Consider the following 20,190-nt stretch of genomic DNA (forward strand, 5'->3'; position numbering starts at 1 on the left):
CAATGTGGCCTGATTGCGTTTCAAAAAACGCCCCATGCGCCATCTGCGCCAAACTTCGGCCCCCGTGCAAAGCCCTCCTTGTGGGAGAAGGTGGCCTCGCGAAGCGAGGTCGGATGAGGGGTGTTCCAGCTTGGCACCAACAGCACTCCGGCCAGCACCCCTCAACCGTCTTGGCGCTGCGCGCCAATCCACCTTCTCCCACAAGGGGAGAAGGGAAGAGGGCGGCGCCGACCTTTCCGATTGAATTGATTTGCACAAATCAATTCTTGCCGGCGCCGGCCCGACTAAGCGCTTGGCGCTCAAGCAGCCTCTCTGTCTCCGCCACCACCTCCTCCGGCCCGACACGAGCGCCGGGCGCGGCCAGCAGCGTTGACGAGAACGGCCCGCGCGGGCCGGTCAGGCCGGGTTCTGTCGCCACAAACACCGCGACGGTCGGCAGGCCGAAGGCACTGGCGAGGTGGGTAAGGCCGGTATCGGCGCCGACGATCAACACCGACCGGCCGATGATCGCGGCGATCTCGGCAAGCGGTGATTTCGGCACCAGCACGGTCTGTGGAACAGCCTGGGCAATCGCCTCGGCAACCGCCTTTTCCCTGTCGTTCGACCAGGTGGTGACCGGCGTCATTCCTCTTTCCACGAGAAGCCGGGCCGTCTCGATCCAGTTGCCGACCGGCCACTTCTTGTCCTCGCGGCTGGTGCCGTGCAGCAGGAAGGCGGTTTTTCCGCCGACAAAATTCGACCCGACGGCCGGCGGCACGATGCCGGACTCGAGCCCGGAAACGTCCGGTTCATAGCCGAGCGCCAGCCCGAACAGCCGCCTTGTGCGTTCGATGGCGTGAAGGTCGCGCGGCACAGCGTAGCGGCGGTCGTAGAACACGGTCGCCGAAGGCTCGCGAGCGCTCGACCGGTCGAAGCCGGCGATCGGCGCCACGGCCTGTTTCGCCACCACGGCCGACTTCAGCAATCCTTGCGCGTCGATGACGAGATCGTAGCGGCAATCCCGCAAGGCGCGGCGCAATCCCGCTGCCTCGCGCCATGTGCTGGGGACGAGCGGGCTTGTGCGCCAGCGCCGGATTGCCACGGTGTGGATGGTTGCGATCGCCGGATGCAACGCCACGATGCCGGCAAAAGCCTCTTCCACACACCAGTCGAACGACACGTCCGGCCGGTTGCGGCGCGCATCTTCGACGGCTGGAAAGCTGTGGATGACGTCACCCATCGAAGATGTCTTGACGATCAGCACCCTCATGCGGCGGCCGGCATTTCCAGCAGCCGTTCCACTGCTGCCGCGACCTGTGCCACCTCAAGCGTGTTCAGGCAGTTGAGGTGGCCGAGCGGGCAGATTTTCCGGTGGCAGGGCGAACAGGACAGGCCGAGCCAGACCAGTTCGCGCTGCTCGGCGAGCGGCGGCGTATTGTGCGGCGAGGTCGAGCCGTAGACGGCTACGATCGGCGTGCCGACCGCGGCGGCAACATGCATCAGCCCACTGTCGTTCGACACCGCAAGCCTGGCCGCGGCGATCAGGTCGATGGCGTCCTCGAGCCGCGTCTGGCCGGCGAGATCGACAGCGCCCGGGGCAAGCGTGGCGATTTCCGCCGTTACGTCGGCGTCGTTCTTCGACCCGAACAGCGCGACCGCAAAACCTTTTTCCATCATGTCGAGGGCAAGGCCGGCATAGCGTTCGCTCGGCCAGCGTTTGGCCGGCCCGAACTCGGCGCCCGGCATCAGCGCGACGAATTTTTTCGCCTCCAGCCCGAAGCGGCCCAGCAATGCCGCCTGGTTCTTCGTGTCGACGGCGAGCTTGGGGGCACGGAACGTGCCGCCTTGCGCGAGGCCGAAATAGGCCTGCGCCGTGCGCCGTTTCAAATCGTCGGGCAAGGCAACGATATCGGTCAGCAGCCCGTAGCGCATTTCCTTGAGGTAGCCGACACGGCGCGGAATGCGGGCAAAGAACGGGACCAGCGCCGACTTCCAGCTTCCAGGCATGACATAGGCGATGTCGTAGTGGCCGCGCAGCAGGCGGCCAAAACGCCTTCGGATGCGGAATTCCAGCGCTCCGGATTTCAGCGGCAGATCGACCTGCCGGCGTATTTCGGGCATCCGCTTGACCAGCGGCGCCGCCCATGCCGGCGCCAGCACGTCGATTGCGGCGTTCGGGTGAAGCTCTCCCAGCGCCGAGAACAGGCACTGCGCCATCACCATGTCGCCCACCCAGCGTGGGCCGATCACTAGGATCGTTGGGCTTTCAGCCATTCGACATAGTCTCTGACGCCGGTTTCCACTGTGCGAAACTGACCATTGTAACCGGCGGCGCGCAACCGGGACATGTCAGCTTGCGTAAAACTCTGGTAGCTGCCCTTGAGGTGATCGGGGAAGTCGATGAACTCGATCTCGCCTTTGCCGAGCGCGCCGATCACAGTCTCGGCAATGGCGCGGAACGGCTGGGCACGGCCGGTGCCGCAGTTGAAGATGCCGCTCGATCCGCGTTTCCACAACCATAGATTGATATCGGCAACGTCGCCGACATGGATGAAGTCGCGGCTCTGCTCGCCAGGTCCGAAACCGTCATAGGCGCCGAACAGCTTTGGGTTGTGGCCTTGCTCGACCTGGTTGAACAGATGGTAGGCGACCGAGGCCATGGCGCCCTTGTGCGCCTCGCGTGGCCCATAGACGTTGAAGTAACGCAGGCCTGCCACCGGCGAATGGTCGGTTTCGAAGACGGTGCGGCGGACATAGTCGTCGAACAGCTTCTTTGAATAGGCATAGACATTGAGCGGGCGCTCGCAGTCCGGCTCCTCGCGAAACTCGGCGCCGCCGCCATAGACGGAAGCCGAGGAGGCATAGAGGAAAGGCAGCCGCAGCGCCAGGCAGGCATGCAGCAGCCGCTTCGAATAGGCGTAGTTCACTTCCATCATGAACTTGCCGTTCCACTCGGTGGTGGTCGAACAGGCGCCCTGGTGGAAAACGGCCTCGATGCGGCCGAGGTCGCCGGCCTCCATCCGCGGCAGGAAATCGTCCTTGTCGAGATAATCGGCGATCTGCAGGTCGGCGAGATTGGCGATCTTGTGGCCGTCGGTCAGGTCGTCGACGACGAGAATGTCGCTGATCCCTTCGGCATTGAGCGCGGCGACTATGTTTGAGCCGATCATGCCGGCGCCGCCCGTGACGATGATCATGAAAGCCTCTGGTATCTTGTGCCGATTCCGGCCCTTATAGGGGAGGCTTGCGGGGCTGTCGATAAAGCAGGTCGCAATCCGGCGGTTGGCTGCAGACCTCAGTGCCGCCGCACAGCTTTCGCTTCAGTCGGCAATCCACCGGCGAAGCACGACAGGAGCAAGCGTAATGCCGTCGACCGAACTGCTTATCGCCTTTTTCGCCACCACGGCGATCTTTGCCTACATCCCCGGTCCGGCGATGCTTTACGCTGCTGCGCAAACCATGGCGCGCGGCCGCTGGTCCGGCCTGACGGCGGCGTTGGGTATCCATCTTGGCGGCTATGTGCACGTCGTCGCTGCCGCTGCAGGACTGTCCGTGCTTTTCCATGCCGTGCCGACGCTCTACATGGCGGTCAAGCTGGCCGGCGCGCTCTATCTGATCTGGCTGGGTGTGTCGCTGTTCCGCGCCAGGGCGCAAGACGATGCTGTTATCTCAAGCATCGAGCCGAAATCCGCCCGCCGCGCCTTTTTCGAGAGCATCACCGTCGAGGTGCTCAATCCAAAAACTGCAATCTTCTTCATGGCGTTCCTGCCGCAATTCATCGACGCATCGGCGACGTTTCCCGTCTGGCTGCAATTCCTCGTCCTCGGAACGATCGTCAATCTGATGTTCTCCTCGGCGGATGTCATGTGCGTGGTGCTGGCTGGTGCGCTGATCACCAGGCTGCGGCGCTCGAGCCACGCGCAACGCCTGATGCGGCGTGCGGGCGGCGCGGTGCTGGTCGGATTGGGTGTTCATGTGGCTTTGCAGAAAAGTTGATCCGCCAAACCGGCGTTGGCTGTGGTCGGTTCGGCGCCTGCCGTTGCGCTGAGCCGAATTGCGGTATATCGGCTTCGCCATGAACGACCAGCCCTGCCAGTCCAGCGTTTTCATGAGCATCGGGACCGGCTCTCATTGCACGTCGAAAGATGACATGAGCGAGCAATACCTGCCTTCTCCCGAACCGCTTCACCGCGCCATCTCGCGGTTCGGCAACGTCACCGTGCTGGTGGTCGGCGACTTCATCCTCGACCGTTTCGTCAACGGCGTCATCGAGCGGATTTCGCCTGAAGCGCCCATTCCGGTGCTGCGCGGGCGTGGCGAAACCTCGGCAATGGGTGGCGCCGGCAATGTCGTCGCCAACATCGTCTCGCTCGGCGGCGTCGCAATACCGGTTTCGGTGATCGGCGCCGATCCGGCCGGCGACAATCTCATGCGCATGCTCACCGAGCTTGGCGTCGACACTGGCGGTCTCGCGCAGGACGCCAACCGGATGACCTCGTCGAAAAGCCGCTTCAGCGCGCTCAACCAGCAGGTGCTGCGCTTCGACGAAGAGGAAATCAAGCCGCTGGGCGACGCCGAGCGGGCAACGCTGATCCGGCTGTTCCGGGCCGGGCTCGCGCAAGCCGACATCGTCATCCTGTCCGACTACGGCAAGGGCATGTTGCTCGACGGCGTCGCCGGCGAGCTGATCTCGATCTGCCGCGAGGCGGGAAAGCCGGTGCTGGTCGATCCCAAGGGCCGCGACTATGCTTGCTATTGCGGGGCGACGGCGATCACCCCCAATCGCAAGGAACTTGGCGAGGCGGTCGGACGCGCGGTGTTTGCCGATGACGAGATCGTCGCCGCGGCGCGTGCGCTGATCTCGGCACATGGCTTCGAGTTCGTCGTCGCGACGCGCAGCGAAAAGGGCATGAGCGTCGTCGACGCCGACGATGCCCGCCACATCGCCACGCAGGCGCGAGAAGTGTTCGACGTTTCCGGCGCCGGCGACACGGTCATCGCTACGTTTGCGTTGGCTCTGGCTGCGGGTGCCGACCGCGTCATTGCCGCGGCCATCGCAAACGCGGCGGCTGGCGTGGTGGTGGGAAAACGCGGCACCGCACGGCTGACGGTCGAGGAACTCACCGGCGCGCTGTTTCGCTCGCATGGATCGGTTGCCCACAAGGATGCAATTCTCGATGCCACTGCCGCCGCACGGCTGGTGGCGACGTGGAAGGACGAAGGCCTGAGCGTCGGCTTCACCAATGGCTGCTTCGATATCCTTCATGCCGGCCATGTCAGCCTTTTGCACGCGGCGCGCAGCCAGTGCGACCGGCTGGTTCTCGGCCTCAACAGCGATGCCTCGGTGCGCCGGCTGAAAGGGCCGGGGCGCCCGGTCAACGACGAGCATGACCGGGCCTGCGTGCTGGCGGCGCTTGCCTCGGTCGATGCCGTCGTCGTCTTTGAGGAAGACACGCCGCTCGCGCTGATCGAGGCGCTGAAGCCCGACATACTGGTCAAGGGCGCCGACTATACGATCGATCAGGTGGTCGGCGCCGAAATCGTGCAAAAGGCGGGCGGCCGCGTCGTGCTGGTCGATCTCGTCGCCGGCAAGAGCACCACCGGCACCATCGGCAAGTTGCGCGCCGGCAGCACAAACTGAGGTTTTCATGTCCGAACTGAACGACTATCTGGTCCGCTCGGCGGCCGCGATCACCGCAATGGTCGAGCGCGACCTCACCAGCGAGATGGAGCGGGCGGTTGCCACCGTCGTGGCCGCGCTTTCGCAGGGCAAGGCGCTGCTGATCTGCGGCAATGGCGGCTCGGCCAGCGACGCCATCCATATCGCCGGCGAACTGGTCGGCCGCTTCCTGAAGGAGCGCAAGGCCTACAACGTCATCGCGCTGCCGGCCAATGCGGCGGTGCTGACCGCCTGGGGCAATGATTACGGCTTCGATACGGTGTTTTCACGCCAGGTCGAGGCGCATGGTGCCGCGGGCGCCGTGCTGCTCGCCATCTCGACCAGCGGCAACTCGCCCAGTATCCTCGCCGCCGCCGAACAGGCGCGCATGATGGACATGACGGTGATCAGCCTGACCGGCGACAGCGGCGGCAAGCTCAAGCCGCTCTCCGATATACTGCTCAACGTGCCCTCGACCTCGACGCCGATCATCCAGCAGGGGCATCTGTGTCTCTATCATCATCTGTGCGAAATGGTCGAAGCGCGCCTCTGTGATGGCTGACATCGGCCCGGTCGTGAGGTCTGATCATTACCCGCTCGAAGCGCCGGGCCTGTGGGTCGAGCGGGTCGGCAGCTCCGCTTTTCCAGCTGGCACGCCGGCGCTGTTCCTCGACCGCGACGGCACCATCAATGTCGATAGCGGCTACCCCAGCGATCCGGCTGACATCGTGCTGCGGCCGCAGATGCTGCCGGTGATCCGAACGGCCAACATCGCCGGCGTTCCGGCAATCGTGGTCTCCAATCAATCAGGCATAGCCCGCGGCTATTTCGGCTGGCCGGAGTTCGCCGCGGTCAATGCCCGGCTGCTGGCGCTTCTCGAAGCGCAGAATTGCCGGATCGATCTGATGCTCGCCTGCGCCTACCATTCGAGCGGGACGGGCGAGCTGGCAGCAGCTGATCATCCGATGCGCAAGCCCAATCCGGGCATGCTTCTGCGCGCCCGCGATCTGCTGTGCGTGGATATCAGCCGATCGATCATCGTCGGCGATAAGGCCGATGACATGGAAGCCGGACGGCGAGCCGGGCTCTGCGAGGGTTGGCTGGTGAACGGCAGATCCAATCGGACTTCCGGCGAAGGTGCGTCCAGGATGCGTAACCTGACGACCGATAACGATCACAGCAAACTCTGCGACGCCATCGCCGAGCTCGGCCGGATTAAGGTCTCACTTCGCTGAAAGCCACCAGGCCCTCGTCCTTGACGCGACGGATGGTCAGTGCCGTCCGCACCGTGTCGACATTCGGCGCCGAGGCCAGTTCCTCGATGACGAAGGTCTGAAAGGCGCCGAGGTCGCTCGCCACGCAATGCAGCAAGAAGTCGGATTCGCCCGACACCATCCAGGCGTCGCGAACGATCGGCCAGCCGCGGGTGCGTTCGGCGAAGGTTTTCAGCTCCGCGTCGGCCTGGTGATGCAGGCCGATGAGGCAAAAGGCGACGACGTCCAGGCCGAGCGCCGGCGCATTGAGCAAGGCGCGATAGCCGCGGATGATGCCGGTCTCTTCCAGCCGCCTGACGCGACGCAGGCATGGCGGCGCCGAAATGCCGACGCGGCCGGACAATTCGACATTGGTCATGCGCCCGTCGTGCTGAAGCTCGCGCAGGATCTTCCAGTCAATGGCATCGAGATCGGCTTTGAGCGGCATGGATACCTTCGGCGCTTCACGCAAGAATCTTTCGTGATTTTGTAAACGACTTTGGTGTCCATTCCATCCCTTCAGTCGCTGATTTTGGCACAGTCGCCCGCGCAAGATGTTCATGGATCGTCTGTTTGCGGGGAAGCTTTCCGGGGACGAAGGCGAGGTCGTCTTGCTGGCGTCGCCCGCAACACCTAGATTAGGGCCGAAATCGATCCCTGTGCCGGACGCTTCATTCGCGTCCGGTTGTTGTGAAAGCCCTGATATGACGTCCAAGCACGCACCCGTTCTCATCATCGGCTCCGGTCCCGCCGGCTATACGGCGGCGATTTACGCCGCCCGCGCCATGCTGAAGCCGATGCTGGTCGCCGGCCTGCAGCAGGGCGGCCAGTTGATGATCACCACCGATGTCGAAAACTATCCGGGCTTCGCCGATCCGATCCAGGGTCCGTGGCTGATGGAGCAAATGCTGAAACAGGCCGAGCATGTCGGCACCGACGTCATCAACGACATCATCACCGAGGTCGACCTCAATGTGCGGCCGTTCCGTGCCAAAGGCGATTCCGGCGCTACCTATACCGCCGACGCGCTGATTATCGCCACCGGTGCGCAGGCGAAATGGCTGGGCATCCCGAGCGAACAGACTTTTATGGGCTTCGGCGTGTCGGCCTGCGCCACCTGCGACGGCTTCTTCTATCGCGGCAAGGATGTCGCGGTGATCGGCGGCGGCAATTCGGCGGTGGAGGAGGCGCTTTACCTTTCCAACCTGGCCAAGAGCGTGACGGTCATCCACCGACGCAGCGACTTCCGCGCCGAGCGCATCCTCAGCGAGCGGCTGTTCAAGAAGGACAATGTCCGCGTTATCTGGGACACCGTCGTCGACGAGATCACCGGTCAGGCCGGCAAGATGCCGCTGCCGCCGTCGGTGGAAGGACTGAAGCTGCGCAATCTGGTGACTGGCCAGGAGATGCATCTGATGGTCGACGGCGTGTTCGTGGCGATCGGCCATGCGCCGGCGGTCGAGCTGTTCGCCGGCAAGCTGAAGCAGAAGCCGAACGGCTATCTGTGGACGGCGCCGGATTCGACCTGCACCGACGTGCCGGGCGTGTTCGCCGCCGGCGACGTGACCGACGACATCTACCGCCAGGCGGTGACGGCGGCGGGGCTCGGCTGCATGGCCGCGCTCGAGGCGGAAAAGTACCTCGCCGGGATCGAAGTTCACCGCGAAGCGGCGGAGTAAACAAGCGGCCGAGAAAAGCCGTGCAAAAGCCTGATTTTTCATTCAGACGCCAGAAAACAGAATGGGGGCATCATGGCGTTGGACTGGGACAAGCTACGCGTGTTTCACGCTGCGGCGGAAGCTGGGTCGTTCACCCACGCCGCCGAGACACTGCATCTGTCGCAATCGGCGATCTCGCGGCAGGTCAGCGCGCTCGAACATGATGTCGGCGTGCCGCTGTTCAATCGCCATGCCCGCGGCCTGGTGCTGACCGAGCAGGGTGAGATGCTGTTCCGCACGGCGCATGACGTGCTGATGAAGCTGGAGACGATCAAGTCGCGGCTGACCGAGGCCAAGGATCGGCCTTCCGGCGTGCTCAGGGTGACGACCACAGTGGGGCTCGGTGCCGGCTGGCTGACCGAGCGCGTGCAGGAATTCATCGAGCTCTATCCCGAGATCAGCCTGCAGCTGATCCTGGCGAACGAGGAACTCGATCTCACCATGCGCCGGGCGGACTGCGCGATCCGGCTGCGCCAGCCGCAGCAGCCCGATCTCATCCAGCGCCGCCTGTTCACGGTGCATTTCCATCTCTACGCCGCCCCTTCCTACGTCAACAAATACGGCAAGCCGGCGTCGATCGCCGAGCTGAAGAGCCATCGCATCGTCACCTTCGGCGTGCCGGTGCCGGCGCATCTGTCGGAATTGAACTGGCTGGAAACGGTCGGCGATTTCGAAGGCGGGCAAAGGGTGCCGACGCTGCAGATCAACGACATATTGTCGATCAAGCGCGCGGTCCAGGGTGGCGCCGGCATCGCCATGCTGCCCGACTATGTGGTCAGCAAGGATTCAGGCCTGGTGCAGTTGCTGCCGGAGACCGAAGTGCCGTCCTTCGACACCTATTTCGCCTATCCCGATGCGATGAAGAACCAGGCGAAGCTGCACGTCTTCCGCGATTTCATCATCGCCAAGGCGCGTAGTTGGTCATTCTAAACCTCTGCACATCCCTTACCACCATGCATTGCGGACGATCCACTCCTACTGGCCGCGCCATGGCGTCAGGCGGGGGAGCCAGCCTGGAACGGCATGGCGGTAGGCCTCGTACTCGGCGCCATAGCGGCGGGCAAGCGTCGGTTCCTCATGGAACTTCACGAACGAGACCATGGCGACGGCGGCGATAGCGGCATAGGCGACGAGAGCCGCGCTCGAAAACAGCAGCGCCTGGCCAAGGATGATCGCCAGCACAGCCACATACATCGGGTTGCGGACATGGCGGTAGATGCCGCCGACAACCAGTCGATCGGTTGGGGCGACCGGAGCGGGCGTGCCTCGGCCTTCGAGAGCAAAACGGGCAAAGGCATGAAGCAGCAAGGCCGTTGCAACGACAATCAGGACCCAGCCGACCGGGACCAGGCCGGGCAGGGTCGACCATGGCATGCGATAGCGATCGGTCAACAGCCAGGGCAGCAATCCCGCGACCACACCGGGCGCTGCGATGAAGAACAGCGCGCTGCCGGCGATCGCCTGACGGGTCCTCATCGGGGCTTCCTTGGTCGCGATTTTCGGGCCGATGCATGTCTGCCCCAAAAATAATGGCTGCCGCAAAAATAAACGCGCGCTGCCTGATTCGCCATCATTCGTTGTTTTCTGCATTCTGGACCGAAAATCGGTGCTGGTTCGCTATTTCGCAGTGATTCTTGACTGGCTGCGCACCGCATTTCTTCTGGTCCTACGAGGCCAAGCAATGGCTTAGACCACAGCCTGTGTCATTTTGCATGCGAGTGTTGCAAAATAGATGCTTGTTTCTTGGGCATGATGAGCACATATATGGATCATCTCCTGGGCGCGTTCTCCTCCCATTAGCGCCCTCGAGTGTTCCCCTCTGGAGGTTAGCCTTAACAGGCACTTCCAATCAAACTCAGCCGGATCTTCGTTGATCCGGCTTTTTTGATTCCCGATCCCTGCCGGCGCTGACGCAAAGCCGACCGAAATTGTCATGTAACAGTGACATGTAACCTCAGGTAACATGTCGCAGGCGCGCAGCATCGACTAAGCAGATCATAGGACGCGGTGTGGTTCGTGCGGGAGATGGGGGCATCACTCGGACGATCCGGGCTCAGGCGGCTACCGCGTCCGAACTATTCTTCCGCTGAGGCTGTCAAGCGTTGGCGGCATGTGCGGCGGACCTGCCATTTCGCCTCCCACGAAGACGGTCCGCAAGAGAACGGCGTCCGGATCATTTCCGGACGCCGTTTCCTTGTGTTCTGCAGCCTGACCGTCGCCAAGTTCAAGTGTCAGGCAGCCTTGCCATTGGCGTTCAACGCCTCGTCGGCCAGGCGGCCGGTGAGTTCGGCCATATGGTCGAAGCTGGCACGATAGCTGGCCACGCCCGCGGTGGCCGAACGCAGCTCGATGATCAGATCGCCGATCTCGGCCTGCGGCATGGTCGCCTCGACGACATCCCATCCCGGCCAGCCGGGCCGCGCATCATAGCCGAGGATTTGGCCGCGCCGCTGCGGGATCAGGGCGATGATTTTCGATGTCGCGTCGGACGGCGTGACGATTTCCACCTTCATGATCGGTTCAAGCAGCACCGGCGAGCAGGCGGCCATGCCTTCCTTCATCGCCAGCTTTGCCGCCATCTGGAAGGCCATGTCCGACGAATCGACGGAATGATAGGAGCCGTCCGACAGGTTGACGGCGACGTCGACCACCGGAAAGCCGAGCGGGCCCGATTTCAGATAATCGCGCACGCCGGCCTCGACCGACTGGATATAGGTTTTCGGCACGGCGCCGCCGGTGATGGTGTCGGTGAACTGGAAACCGGAGCCGCGCGGCAGCGGCTTGATCTCGATCACCACGTCGCCGAATTGGCCATGGCCGCCCGACTGCTTCTTGTGACGGCCACGCTGCTGCGCCGCTTTGCGGATCGTCTCGCGGTAAGGCACGGCCGGCGGATGGCCTTCGACCGGAATCTGGTTCTTGCCCTCCAGCCGCTCGCGCACGACACGCAGATGCATTTCGCCATGGCCCGACAGCACGGTTTCGGCCGAATCCTGATTGTGGCGCACGCTGAGCGAGGGATCTTCCTCGGCAAGGCGCTGGATGGCCGCCGACATCTTGACCTCGTCCTTGCGTTCCTTCGGTCGCAACGCAAAGGCAAAGACCGGTTGCGGCGGCGTCAGCGTGACCAAGGGGTTGATGCCGCCCTTGATCGAGCTCAAGGTCTGACCGGTCGTGACCTCGTCCATCTTGCCGAGCGCGACGGTGTCGCCGGCCGGGGCCGAGGTGAGCTTGGTCTGGTCCTTGCCGAGCATTCTGTAGATGCCGGAGACCTTTGCCGTCGCGCCGTTCGAAAGGAAGAGCTCGGAGGCGTCGGCAAGCTGGCCGGACAGGATGCGCGAGATCGACAGCTTGCCGCCATGCGCGGTGTGGATGGTCTTCATCACCTGGACCACGGTCGCATTGCCGTCTGGTGCGTCGAGGCGCTTGTGTGTTGCTTCAACATCAGGCGCGTCGTGGCGGATCGTTTTTAGCAGCCGCAGCACACCATTGCCCTTCTCGGCGGTGCCGATCAGCACCGGCGTCACGGCACCATCGCGCAAGTCGGCGGCCAGGTCGTCGAAGACGGCGTCCTTGGGCGGCTCGATCTCGTCGAGCAGCTGCTCCATCAGTTGATCATCATGGTCGGCGAGCGTCTCCAGCATGGAAAAGCGCGCTTCGAGCTCGCGCGCCTTGTCGTCGCTGGGGATCTGGGCGACTTCGCTTTCGGCATATTCGCGATAGATGTAGGCGCGCTCCAGCGCCAGATCGATCGAGCCGATCACCACGCCGTCCTTGCGCAGCGGGATCTGGCGCAGCAGCAAAGGCACCGAGCTCGCCGGCTGCAACATCTTCAGCGTGTCGCGCACGCCTGATATCGCCTTGTCGACCTTGTTGAGGAACATGATGCGCGGCACGCCGAGATCATCGAGCTTGCGCATGATCAGCTGCAGGGCAGGGATCTTCTTCTCGTCGGCTTCGGCGACGACCACGGCGATGTCGCAGGCGGCCAGAACCGGCTCTGCCTCGAAGGAGAATTCGATGGAGCCGGGACAATCGACGAAGGTGAGTTGCTCGCCCATGAAGTCGGTGGTGGCAAACGTCGCCTCAACGCTCATGGCGTGGGCGCGTGCCTCGGGCGAATGATCGGAAACTGTGTTTCCCGAGGAGACCGGATTCTGGCGGGGGATGGCGCCCGTACGGGCCAATATGGCTTCGAGAAGTGTCGTCTTACCGCTTGCAAAGGGACCGACGATGGCAATGCATTTCGGTCCCGTGCGTCGTCCTCCGGCGCGAGTTCCCATGACTGACCTCCACTCAGGCGTTTCCCTGGGAGCGGCGGCCGGCCTGTCGACCGTCGCGGGCGGGGCTTTTTCAGTTTGCCGCCTACCCAAAGGCATCGTCCCACGGGTTAGGCGGGAGGGCAAGTGATTTGAGAATCGGGTGACTTGAGAATCGGGGGATCGCCTGATGTCGCGGATGTTGAGCCATGATCGGCGAAGCGTCGATCGCGGGTCTGGGCTTTCCGTCAATGCCGTGACAGGTCGCCGAACGGCAGCAAAAGCGGTTGCGCCATGATGGTTATCGGATGAAAGTGCCGCTTCCTGCGAGAAAAAGGAGCGGATCGTCGCCGACCGATCCGCCATCAGCTTGAGGACTTTGCGACGATGAAGATCATTGCTTGCGGCAGCGTGCCGACCGTCATTGCGCCGGAAAAGTACTTCACCGGCCGCGTGTGGCAGACGCCGATCATCGAGAAGGAAGCGCCGGCGCGGCTACGCGCCCTCATGGTCGGTTTCGAGCCCGGCGCGCGTACCCACTGGCATACGCATCCGCTGGGCCAGACGCTCTATGTCGTGTCAGGCGCCGGCCTGGCGCAAAGCTGGGGCGAGCCGATACAGGCAATCAGGGCCGGCGACGTCATCTCGTTTGCGCCTGACGAAAAGCATTGGCACGGGGCCGGTCCAAAATCGGCGATGGCCCATATCGCCATGCAGGAGGCGCTCGACGGCGTCCATGCCGACTGGCTGGAGACGGTGACCGACGAGCAGTATGGCGGCGTTGATCGGACCTGAAAGCGCGTCGCGTCTGATCATTGGTCGAGTCTGATCATTGTAGGTGATTTCCACGCTCAGGTTTGGGTTTCATGTCGAACCGTCGCTTGCCTCTTGTTGCCGCAGTCTATCTCGGCACATTCGTCGCACTGCTCGACATCAGCATCGTCAACGTCGCCCTGCCGACGATCCAGATTGCGCTCGGCATCGATTTCGCTGGGCTGCAATGGGTGATCGACGCCTACACGCTTTGCCTGTCGGCCTTCATGCTGTCGGCAGGCCTGATCGGCGACCGCTACGGGCGCAAGCGCTCCTGGCTGGCAGGCATCGGCATCTTCGTGGCTGGCTCTGCCATATGTGCAATCGCGCCCAACCTGTCGGTGCTGCTGGTGGGCCGGGTGGTGCAGGGGATAGCCGGATCGCTGATCATTCCGGGTGCGCTGTCGATTCTGACGCAGGCGTTTCCCGACGGTCGCGAGCGTGCCGGCGTTATCGGAGGCTGGGCGTCGTTCGCAGCTGTCTCGCTGCTCACCGGCCCGGTCGTCGGCGGCATCCTGGTCGAAACCGCCGGATGGCAGAGCATTTTCCTGATCAACCTGCCGCTCGGCCTGGCCACGATCGCGCTCGGTGCGGCTTCGATCGTAGAGACTTCACACCCTGAGCATGCCCATCTCGACCTTGTCGGCCTGGCGCTCAGCATTCTGTGGCTGGGCGCGCTGACCTTCGGTCTGATCACGGCGGGCGAAAACGGTTGGGGCGATCGAGAGGCTGTTATCGCCCTTGTCGTCGGCTTCGCCGGCCTAGTGGCATTCCTTGTCTTCGAGGCGCGTACGCCGCGGCCGATGCTGCCGCTTGGCCTGTTTCGCGACGTTCGCTTCGCCGTCGCCAATGTCGCCTCGTTCGCGCTCGGCCTCACCTCCTACACCAGCGTCTTCCTCTATTCGATATTCCTGCAGCAGGCACAGGGCTGGTCGCCGACACAGACCGGCCTGTGCATGGCACCGCTGTTCCTCGTCCAAATGGTCGTGTCGCCGGCGATCGGCAGGCTCAGTCAGCGCTACGGACACTCGGCGCTGATGACATCGGGCTATCTTTCGAGCGGTCTTTCCATGCTGGGCATGTGCTGGGTTGGACCCTCGACACCCTATGTGACGATCGGCCTGCTGTTTGCCGTCGGCGGTCTCGGCAATGCGCTGTCCATCCCGACCGGCAGCGCTGCCGCGATGTCGTTTGCGCCGCGCGAGCGTTCGGGCATGGTGTCGGCGGTGATCAACGCAACCCGCCAGGGCGGCACCGCCATCGGCATCGCCCTGCTCGGCGCCTTGATGAGCATGCGGGCAACAGCCCTGCTGACGGCGCATCTTGAAAATGCCGGTGTCGCCAATGCCGGAGCGGTGGCCCGCGCCGCGGTTTCAAGGCACCATTTCGCAGCCGATGCGGCGATGGGCAAGGACGGCCTGCGCGATCTGTTCGCAGCCGCCTATGCCGGGGGCTTCCATGCGGCGATGCTGACGGCCGCCATCGTTTCGTTCATCACGGCCGGGCTTCTGGCCGCCATTCTGGCGCCGGCCGAGGCTCGTTCGGCGCGCGAAACCAATCAAAGTCGCCAGGGATGAGGCTGGCGCCGACCGCCAAAACCCGATTGCGAGCCGGATTTGGTGTTCGATATGCGCTTGATCAGGTCAGCGAGGCGGTGAAGCGCTGGATGCGGGCGCAGGCCTCTTCGAGCAACGCCTCCGAGGTGGCATAGGAGATGCGGAAGTTCGGGCCGAGGCCGAATGCCGAACCGAACACGACCGCCACGCCCTCGGCCTCGAGCAGTTCCGAGCAGAAGGCTTCGTCGCTGTCGATCAGCTTGCCGGCTTTGGTCTTCTTGCCGATCAACTGGGAACAGGACGGATAGACGTAGAAAGCCCCTTCGGGAGACGGACATGTGATGCCGCGCGCCTGATTGAGCATCGACACGACAAGATCGCGCCGAGCCTGGAAAATCGCCTTGTTTTTCGCAATGAAATCCTGCGGACCGTTCAGCGCCTCGACCGATGCCCACTGGGCAATGGTGCAGGCGCCGGAGGTCTGCTGGCCCTGGATCATGTCCATCGCCTTGATCAGCGCCACCGGCCCGGCCGCATAGCCGATGCGCCAGCCTGTCATCGCATAGGCCTTCGACACGCCGTTCATGGTCAGGGTGCGCTCATAAAGCTTCGGCTCGACCTCGGCGATGGTCGTGAAGACGAAATCGCCGTAGATCAGGTGCTCGTACATGTCGTCGGTCAGCACCCAGACATTGGGGTGTTCGAGCAGCACGTCGGCCAGAGCGCGCAACTCAGCCTCGCTGTAGGCGGCGCCCGACGGGTTCGACGGTGAGTTCATCAACAGCCATTTGGTGCGCGGCGTGATCGCCTTTTGCAACGCCGCCGCCGTCAGCTTGAAGCCGTTGTCGATGGAGGTGTCGGCAAATGCCGGGGTGCCGCCGCAGATCGCTACCATCTCGGGATAGCTGACCCAGTACGGCCTCGGAATGATGACCTCGTCGCCGGGGTTCAGCGTCGCCATGAAGGCATTGAACAGGATCTGCTTGCCGCCGGTGCCGACGATGGTCTGCTCCGGCCGGTAGTCGAGATTGTTCTCGCGCTTGAATTTTTGGGCGATTGCCTCGCGCAGCGGCACGATGCCGGAAACTGGAGGATATTTCGTTTCGCCGCGGCGGATGGCCTCGATCGCAGCGTTCTTGATATTGTCCGGCGTGTCGAAGTCCGGTTCGCCGGCACCCAGCCCGATCACGTCACGGCCGGCGTTTTTCAGCTCGCGCGCTTTCTGCGTCACTGCGATGGTCGCGGAAGGCTTTACGCGGGAAAGGGCGTCGGCAAGAAAGGCCATGACGGCGTTGTCTCCTGTAGGGCCGGGCGGTCCATCCGACCGCGGCGTCTCTCATGTCGCATCATCCCGCCAAGCGCAAGCATTGTCGGATGAGCCAGACCTCAAATCCCCGGCAAATCCGGCAACAATAAATTCACTTACCCGCGGTAAAACTCCGGTTGGCTGGATCACGACCCATTCCACCAGTCTCGCAACGGGAGGAACCGTGTCGCGCAGCATCGGGCTTGCCCATATCGTCCGCCACGATGACGGCACCGCCAGCGGTGTCTGGGGCAATTATACGCTGCAAAGCGCCTTCCAGCCGATTTTTGCCTTCAGCAACGGCAAATTGTCCATCACCGGATTCGAGGGCCTGATCCGGCCGTTCCGCGACGCCGAGCCGCAGACGCCGGTGAGTTTTTTCAACGCCTGTCCGACGGTCGACCGCCTGCATATCGAGGCGCTGACAAGGACGCTGCACCTTTTGAACGCCGGCGCCTGCCTGCCGCAGGAGGCATTCATTTTCATCAACTTCGATCCGTCGGTGTTCACCGATCGCAGCATCGCCGACAGTGCGCTGCGCGACATGCGGCTGGTGCTGCATGAGGCCGGGATCGATGCGAACCGCGTCGTCTGCGAGGTGACCGAGCAAAAGTCGGCGTCGCAGGAAACGCTCTACAATTTCGTCGAGGCGCTCAGGGCCAACGGGTTTCGCATCGCGGTCGACGACTACGGCGCCGAAGAGTCCGACATCAACCGGATCAAGGAGCTCAGGCCTGACATCGTCAAATTCGACGCCAACTGGATCATGCAACTGATGGAGTCCGGCGCCGGCTTCGCGCTGCTGACCGCCATGGTGGCAAGTTTCGAACAGCAAGGCATCCGCACCGTGTTCGAGGGCATCGAGGAGGGCTGGCAGCTTGAACTGGCCGAGAAATCGGGAGCCTCGATGGTGCAGGGATTCGCGCTGGCGCGCCCGGAGCTTGCACCGACCAGCTTTCACGTCTTCGGCAACGAAAGCCAAGTCTTCGGCAAGGAAAGGCAGATGCCGGTGACGGCGCCTGACGCCGGCGCGGCGCCTGCGACCGTCTCGCCTTCGCCGCGGCCGAAACGGGCTTTCGGGCGCAAGGTGGTGCCATGACCGGGCGGCGCGACAGGCGGCGCAATGTCGGCGAGGCAATCTTTGCCGACGAAGTCGGGATCGAATATGGCGTCTATGGCGCGTTCCGGCTGAGGAGCGCCTACCAGCCGATCTTTGCGCCGCACGGCAGGTTTTTGAAGGCCGTCGCCGTCGAAGGCCTGATCGAGCCGCACCGCGCCGGCAGGCCGGTCGCGCCGCGCGTATTCTTCGAGGGCATCCCCGTGGCGGATCGCCTGTTCGTCGAGACGATGTGCCGGGTGCTGCACCTGCGGAATTTCCGCAACATCGGCGTCGGCGGGCTCGACCTGTTCTTCAACTACAATCCGCTGATCAACGATGACCCCGGGCGAGCGCTGGCAGAAATCAGGCTGATGACCAGGCGTCTCGCCGAGTTCGACCTGCACCCCGGCATGCTGGTTTGCGAGATCACCGAGCAGGCGGCTGAAGACAAGGTGCTCGTCAGCCTGGCGCGCGAGATGCGGCGTGACGGCATCCGCATCGCCATCGACGATTTCGGCACCGGGCATTCGACGGAAGAACGGGTCGCTCTTGTCCAGCCCGACATCGTCAAGATCGACGGCACCTGGTTCGCGGAATTCTGCCGCCATGCCGCCGCCGAACGGTTTTTCCGGCCGCTGGTCTCGGCGCTGCATGACCGCGGCGCCAAAGTGCTGGTCGAAGGCATCGAGCAAGCCACGCATCTGCGCGTCGCGCTGGACGGCGGCGTTGACCTGATGCAGGGATTTTACCTTGCCCGGCCGGCGCTGGCCGGCACGGTCTTCGACGAGGAGCCGCTGCCCATCGACAGGCTGCTTGGCATGGCCAACAACGTCGTGCCGTTGTTTGGGTGATCTATCAGCGGCGTTGATGGTTGCGCCAAAACAAATCACTGGATGAAGCCGTCGCTGCCAGGATAATTGCCGCTAAAGGCGGCTCCGCCGAGGGGAGCGGCGATGGGAGCACCAATGACCATACTCTATGGAATGATCGACAGCGGCAATTGCTACAAGCCGCGCCTGTTGATGGCCAAGCTCGGCATCGCTTTCACCAATGTCGAGGTCAGCTCGCACACCGGCGACACGCGCAAGCCGGACTATGTCGCCAAGAACCCGAACGCCATGGTGCCGCTGCTTGAACTCGACGACGGCCGGCGGCTTGCCGAATCCAACGCCATTCTGCTCTATCTCGCCGAAGGCACGCGGTTGCTGCCGGCCGACAGATACGAGCGGGCACTGGCCTATCAATGGCTGTTCTTCGAGCAGTACAGCCACGAACCCTATATCGCGGTGCGCAATGCGCTGCTGACCTTTCCCGAACGGGCCAAGGACGCGACGCCGGAACGGCTGGCGCTGACGCTGGAGCGCGGCAACAAGGCGCTCGGCGTGATGAACAAGCATCTGGCGGGCAGTGCGTTCTTTGCCGGCGAGGCCTTGAGCGTCGCCGACATCGCGCTCTACGCCTATACGCATACGGCCGAGATGGGCGGTTTTCAGCTCGACGCCTACCCGGCGGTGGCGGCCTGGCTGAAACGGGTCGAGACTGATCCTGGGCATGTGCCGATGGAGTGGCTGGGGTAGTTCTGTCCTTACGGCTACTTCAGGAGGCGGTCATATTCGGAGTGGGTGCCGATCCAAAACCAGACAACGTCATCGTGGTCACGGACAGCTACGGCGCGGTAGTTGAGATCAACCCGCGCCGACCAATAGCGTCCGACCTGTTTGAAATGCAGCGACGGGTGAAACGGATCAGAACGCAGCTTGGCGAAACGTTTGTCCGCCTTTGCTCTGATCGATGAGGGCCGTTTTGCATAAGCCTCCCAGAATAAGGGAGTGGCGACATGATTCACAAAGACCGGGTCCGGCCGGCGCGATGGTCGGCCAAGGCCTGCTCGGCAAGTTTATCCAGCCTGCCAGCCTTGGCGTCGGCTTCGATCTGCCGATCCCACATCTCCGCTTTCAGTGCCTCGAACCAGGCGGCAAATGCCTTCAGTTCCTCAGGGCTCAGTTCGGCGACGGATTTCTCAATCTGTTCAAGCTTGCTCATCGCCTAAAAATACCATGATTGGCACAATTAGGCCAAGGTAGCTGTTTCATCCGGAAATCCGGACAGCAAAAAGGCGGGACAAAATCCCGCCTTCCCATGCTTGGTAGCCTGATCGGGAGCGCTTTGGCCGGGCCGGCAGCAATCTGCTGCTTCGGCTTGTCGGGTTCTTTCCGCTCCGGCGCGCTTCTCGCGCGACCGTCAGTACATCCGTGACTTGCCGCGCGCCCCGAGCTATCGCCCGGCGCGCGCCATTCGCAAAATCAGGCTGCCTTGCTCAGAGATCCAGCGGACGACTTGCCAGTGCGGCGGTCCTGCTCGATCTCGAAGTTGATCTTCTGGCCTTCGACCAGGGTCGACAGCCCAGCGCGCTCGACTGCGGAGATGTGGACGAAAACGTCCGCGCCGCCGCTGTCAGGCTGGATGAAGCCGAAACCCTTGGTGGAATTAAACCACTTGACCGTACCTGTTGCCATTTCGATAGTCCTTATACGTTTGCTTTAGCTTG

21 protein-coding genes are annotated in these 20,190 nt (G+C 63.2%); 11 read left to right on the forward strand and 10 right to left on the reverse strand.

Annotated features, from left to right (window positions below; all coding sequences use genetic code 11):
• Positions 1 to 259 precede the first annotated feature (259 nt).
• The 3 genes from waaC to rfaD are packed head-to-tail and all read right to left on the reverse strand — an operon-like array spanning position 260 to position 3,176.
• A complete protein-coding gene (gene waaC / locus AC0L2R_RS20705) occupies positions 260 to 1,249 on the reverse strand; it encodes a lipopolysaccharide heptosyltransferase I (RefSeq protein ID WP_473511219.1) in 990 nt (329 codons plus the stop codon).
• Entirely contained in the window at positions 1,246 to 2,253 is a 1,008-nt protein-coding gene (gene waaF, locus AC0L2R_RS20710; protein WP_473511221.1) for a lipopolysaccharide heptosyltransferase II, read from the reverse strand. Before waaF ends, waaC begins: the two co-directional genes overlap by 4 nt.
• A complete protein-coding gene (gene rfaD / locus AC0L2R_RS20715) occupies positions 2,229 to 3,176 on the reverse strand; it encodes an ADP-glyceromanno-heptose 6-epimerase (protein WP_473511223.1) in 948 nt (315 codons plus the stop codon). The genes waaF and rfaD overlap by 25 nt, the downstream gene beginning before the upstream one ends.
• A gap of 166 nt (positions 3,177 to 3,342) precedes the next feature.
• Between rfaD and AC0L2R_RS20720 the strand changes: the two genes are divergently transcribed.
• The 4 genes from AC0L2R_RS20720 (at position 3,343) to AC0L2R_RS20735 (ending at position 6,873) form a co-directional block, all read left to right on the forward strand.
• On the forward strand, positions 3,343 to 3,975 hold the full coding sequence (locus tag AC0L2R_RS20720) for a LysE family translocator (protein WP_473511224.1): 633 nt from the start codon (positions 3,343 to 3,345) through the stop codon (positions 3,973 to 3,975).
• Between the two features lie 154 nt (positions 3,976 to 4,129).
• Positions 4,130 to 5,620, forward strand: coding sequence for a D-glycero-beta-D-manno-heptose-7-phosphate kinase (gene rfaE1 / locus AC0L2R_RS20725; RefSeq protein ID WP_473511226.1), 1,491 nt, complete (start codon positions 4,130 to 4,132; stop codon positions 5,618 to 5,620).
• Positions 5,621 to 5,627: 7 nt separating this feature from the next.
• Positions 5,628 to 6,200: a D-sedoheptulose-7-phosphate isomerase gene (locus AC0L2R_RS20730; protein WP_473511228.1), complete on the forward strand. Its 573-nt coding sequence runs from the start codon at positions 5,628 to 5,630 to the stop codon at positions 6,198 to 6,200.
• Positions 6,193 to 6,873: a D-glycero-alpha-D-manno-heptose-1,7-bisphosphate 7-phosphatase gene (locus tag AC0L2R_RS20735; protein WP_473511230.1), complete on the forward strand. Its 681-nt coding sequence runs from the start codon at positions 6,193 to 6,195 to the stop codon at positions 6,871 to 6,873. Before AC0L2R_RS20730 ends, AC0L2R_RS20735 begins: the two co-directional genes overlap by 8 nt.
• Here the strand turns inward: AC0L2R_RS20735 and AC0L2R_RS20740 are convergent.
• The gene (locus AC0L2R_RS20740) at positions 6,854 to 7,339 is read right to left on the reverse strand and encodes an Lrp/AsnC family transcriptional regulator (RefSeq protein WP_128186463.1); all 486 of its coding nucleotides are present in this window, start codon (positions 7,337 to 7,339) and stop codon (positions 6,854 to 6,856) included. The two genes, AC0L2R_RS20735 and AC0L2R_RS20740, sit on opposite strands and share 20 nt — an antisense overlap.
• A gap of 256 nt (positions 7,340 to 7,595) precedes the next feature.
• Here AC0L2R_RS20740 and trxB point away from each other — a divergent pair, with 256 nt between their 5' ends.
• The gene (gene trxB, locus AC0L2R_RS20745; RefSeq protein WP_473511232.1) at positions 7,596 to 8,570 is read left to right on the forward strand and encodes a thioredoxin-disulfide reductase; all 975 of its coding nucleotides are present in this window, start codon (positions 7,596 to 7,598) and stop codon (positions 8,568 to 8,570) included.
• Between the two features lie 72 nt (positions 8,571 to 8,642).
• Positions 8,643 to 9,539 carry a LysR family transcriptional regulator gene (locus tag AC0L2R_RS20750; protein WP_023799796.1) on the forward strand — a complete coding sequence of 299 codons (897 nt, stop codon included), beginning with the start codon at positions 8,643 to 8,645 and terminating at the stop codon, positions 9,537 to 9,539.
• Positions 9,540 to 9,584: 45 nt separating this feature from the next.
• On the opposite strand, the gene AC0L2R_RS20755 is transcribed toward AC0L2R_RS20750, so the two are convergent.
• Together AC0L2R_RS20755 and AC0L2R_RS20760 are read right to left on the reverse strand one after the other, a co-directional pair.
• Entirely contained in the window at positions 9,585 to 10,085 is a 501-nt protein-coding gene (locus AC0L2R_RS20755) for a methyltransferase family protein (protein WP_473511234.1), read from the reverse strand.
• A 755-nt stretch (positions 10,086 to 10,840) separates the two neighbouring features.
• On the reverse strand, positions 10,841 to 12,892 hold the full coding sequence (locus AC0L2R_RS20760) for an elongation factor G (protein ID WP_473511235.1): 2,052 nt from the start codon (positions 12,890 to 12,892) through the stop codon (positions 10,841 to 10,843).
• 363 nt (positions 12,893 to 13,255) lie between these two features.
• Here AC0L2R_RS20760 and AC0L2R_RS20765 point away from each other — a divergent pair, with 363 nt between their 5' ends.
• Both AC0L2R_RS20765 and AC0L2R_RS20770 read left to right on the forward strand, forming a co-directional pair.
• Entirely contained in the window at positions 13,256 to 13,663 is a 408-nt protein-coding gene (locus AC0L2R_RS20765) for a (R)-mandelonitrile lyase (RefSeq protein ID WP_473511237.1), read from the forward strand.
• 71 nt (positions 13,664 to 13,734) lie between these two features.
• Entirely contained in the window at positions 13,735 to 15,258 is a 1,524-nt protein-coding gene (locus tag AC0L2R_RS20770; RefSeq protein WP_473511239.1) for an MFS transporter, read from the forward strand.
• Positions 15,259 to 15,319: 61 nt separating this feature from the next.
• Here AC0L2R_RS20770 and AC0L2R_RS20775 read toward each other — a convergent pair whose 3' ends face one another.
• Positions 15,320 to 16,522, reverse strand: a complete 1,203-nt coding sequence (locus AC0L2R_RS20775; RefSeq protein WP_023799790.1) for a pyridoxal phosphate-dependent aminotransferase — start codon at positions 16,520 to 16,522, stop codon at positions 15,320 to 15,322.
• A 205-nt stretch (positions 16,523 to 16,727) separates the two neighbouring features.
• Here AC0L2R_RS20775 and AC0L2R_RS20780 point away from each other — a divergent pair, with 205 nt between their 5' ends.
• From AC0L2R_RS20780 to AC0L2R_RS20790, 3 genes are all read left to right on the forward strand, one after another.
• Positions 16,728 to 17,642, forward strand: a complete 915-nt coding sequence (locus AC0L2R_RS20780; protein ID WP_473511241.1) for an EAL domain-containing protein — start codon at positions 16,728 to 16,730, stop codon at positions 17,640 to 17,642.
• The gene (locus AC0L2R_RS20785) at positions 17,639 to 18,493 is read left to right on the forward strand and encodes an EAL domain-containing protein (RefSeq protein ID WP_473511242.1); all 855 of its coding nucleotides are present in this window, start codon (positions 17,639 to 17,641) and stop codon (positions 18,491 to 18,493) included. The genes AC0L2R_RS20780 and AC0L2R_RS20785 overlap by 4 nt, the downstream gene beginning before the upstream one ends.
• Before the next feature lie 114 nt (positions 18,494 to 18,607).
• Positions 18,608 to 19,219, forward strand: a complete 612-nt coding sequence (locus AC0L2R_RS20790) for a glutathione S-transferase family protein (RefSeq protein ID WP_473511244.1) — start codon at positions 18,608 to 18,610, stop codon at positions 19,217 to 19,219.
• A gap of 14 nt (positions 19,220 to 19,233) precedes the next feature.
• Here AC0L2R_RS20790 and AC0L2R_RS20795 read toward each other — a convergent pair whose 3' ends face one another.
• From AC0L2R_RS20795 to AC0L2R_RS20805, 3 genes are all read right to left on the reverse strand, one after another.
• Positions 19,234 to 19,488, reverse strand: a complete 255-nt coding sequence (locus AC0L2R_RS20795; RefSeq protein ID WP_473511246.1) for a ParE family toxin-like protein — start codon at positions 19,486 to 19,488, stop codon at positions 19,234 to 19,236.
• Positions 19,485 to 19,685, reverse strand: a complete 201-nt coding sequence (locus AC0L2R_RS20800; RefSeq protein WP_023799785.1) for a hypothetical protein — start codon at positions 19,683 to 19,685, stop codon at positions 19,485 to 19,487. Before AC0L2R_RS20800 ends, AC0L2R_RS20795 begins: the two co-directional genes overlap by 4 nt.
• A gap of 260 nt (positions 19,686 to 19,945) precedes the next feature.
• A complete protein-coding gene (locus AC0L2R_RS20805) occupies positions 19,946 to 20,158 on the reverse strand; it encodes a cold-shock protein (protein ID WP_023678332.1) in 213 nt (70 codons plus the stop codon).
• Between the last annotated feature and the right edge of the window lie 32 nt (positions 20,159 to 20,190).

It is taken from the genome of Mesorhizobium sp. WSM4820 (assembly GCF_055811075.1).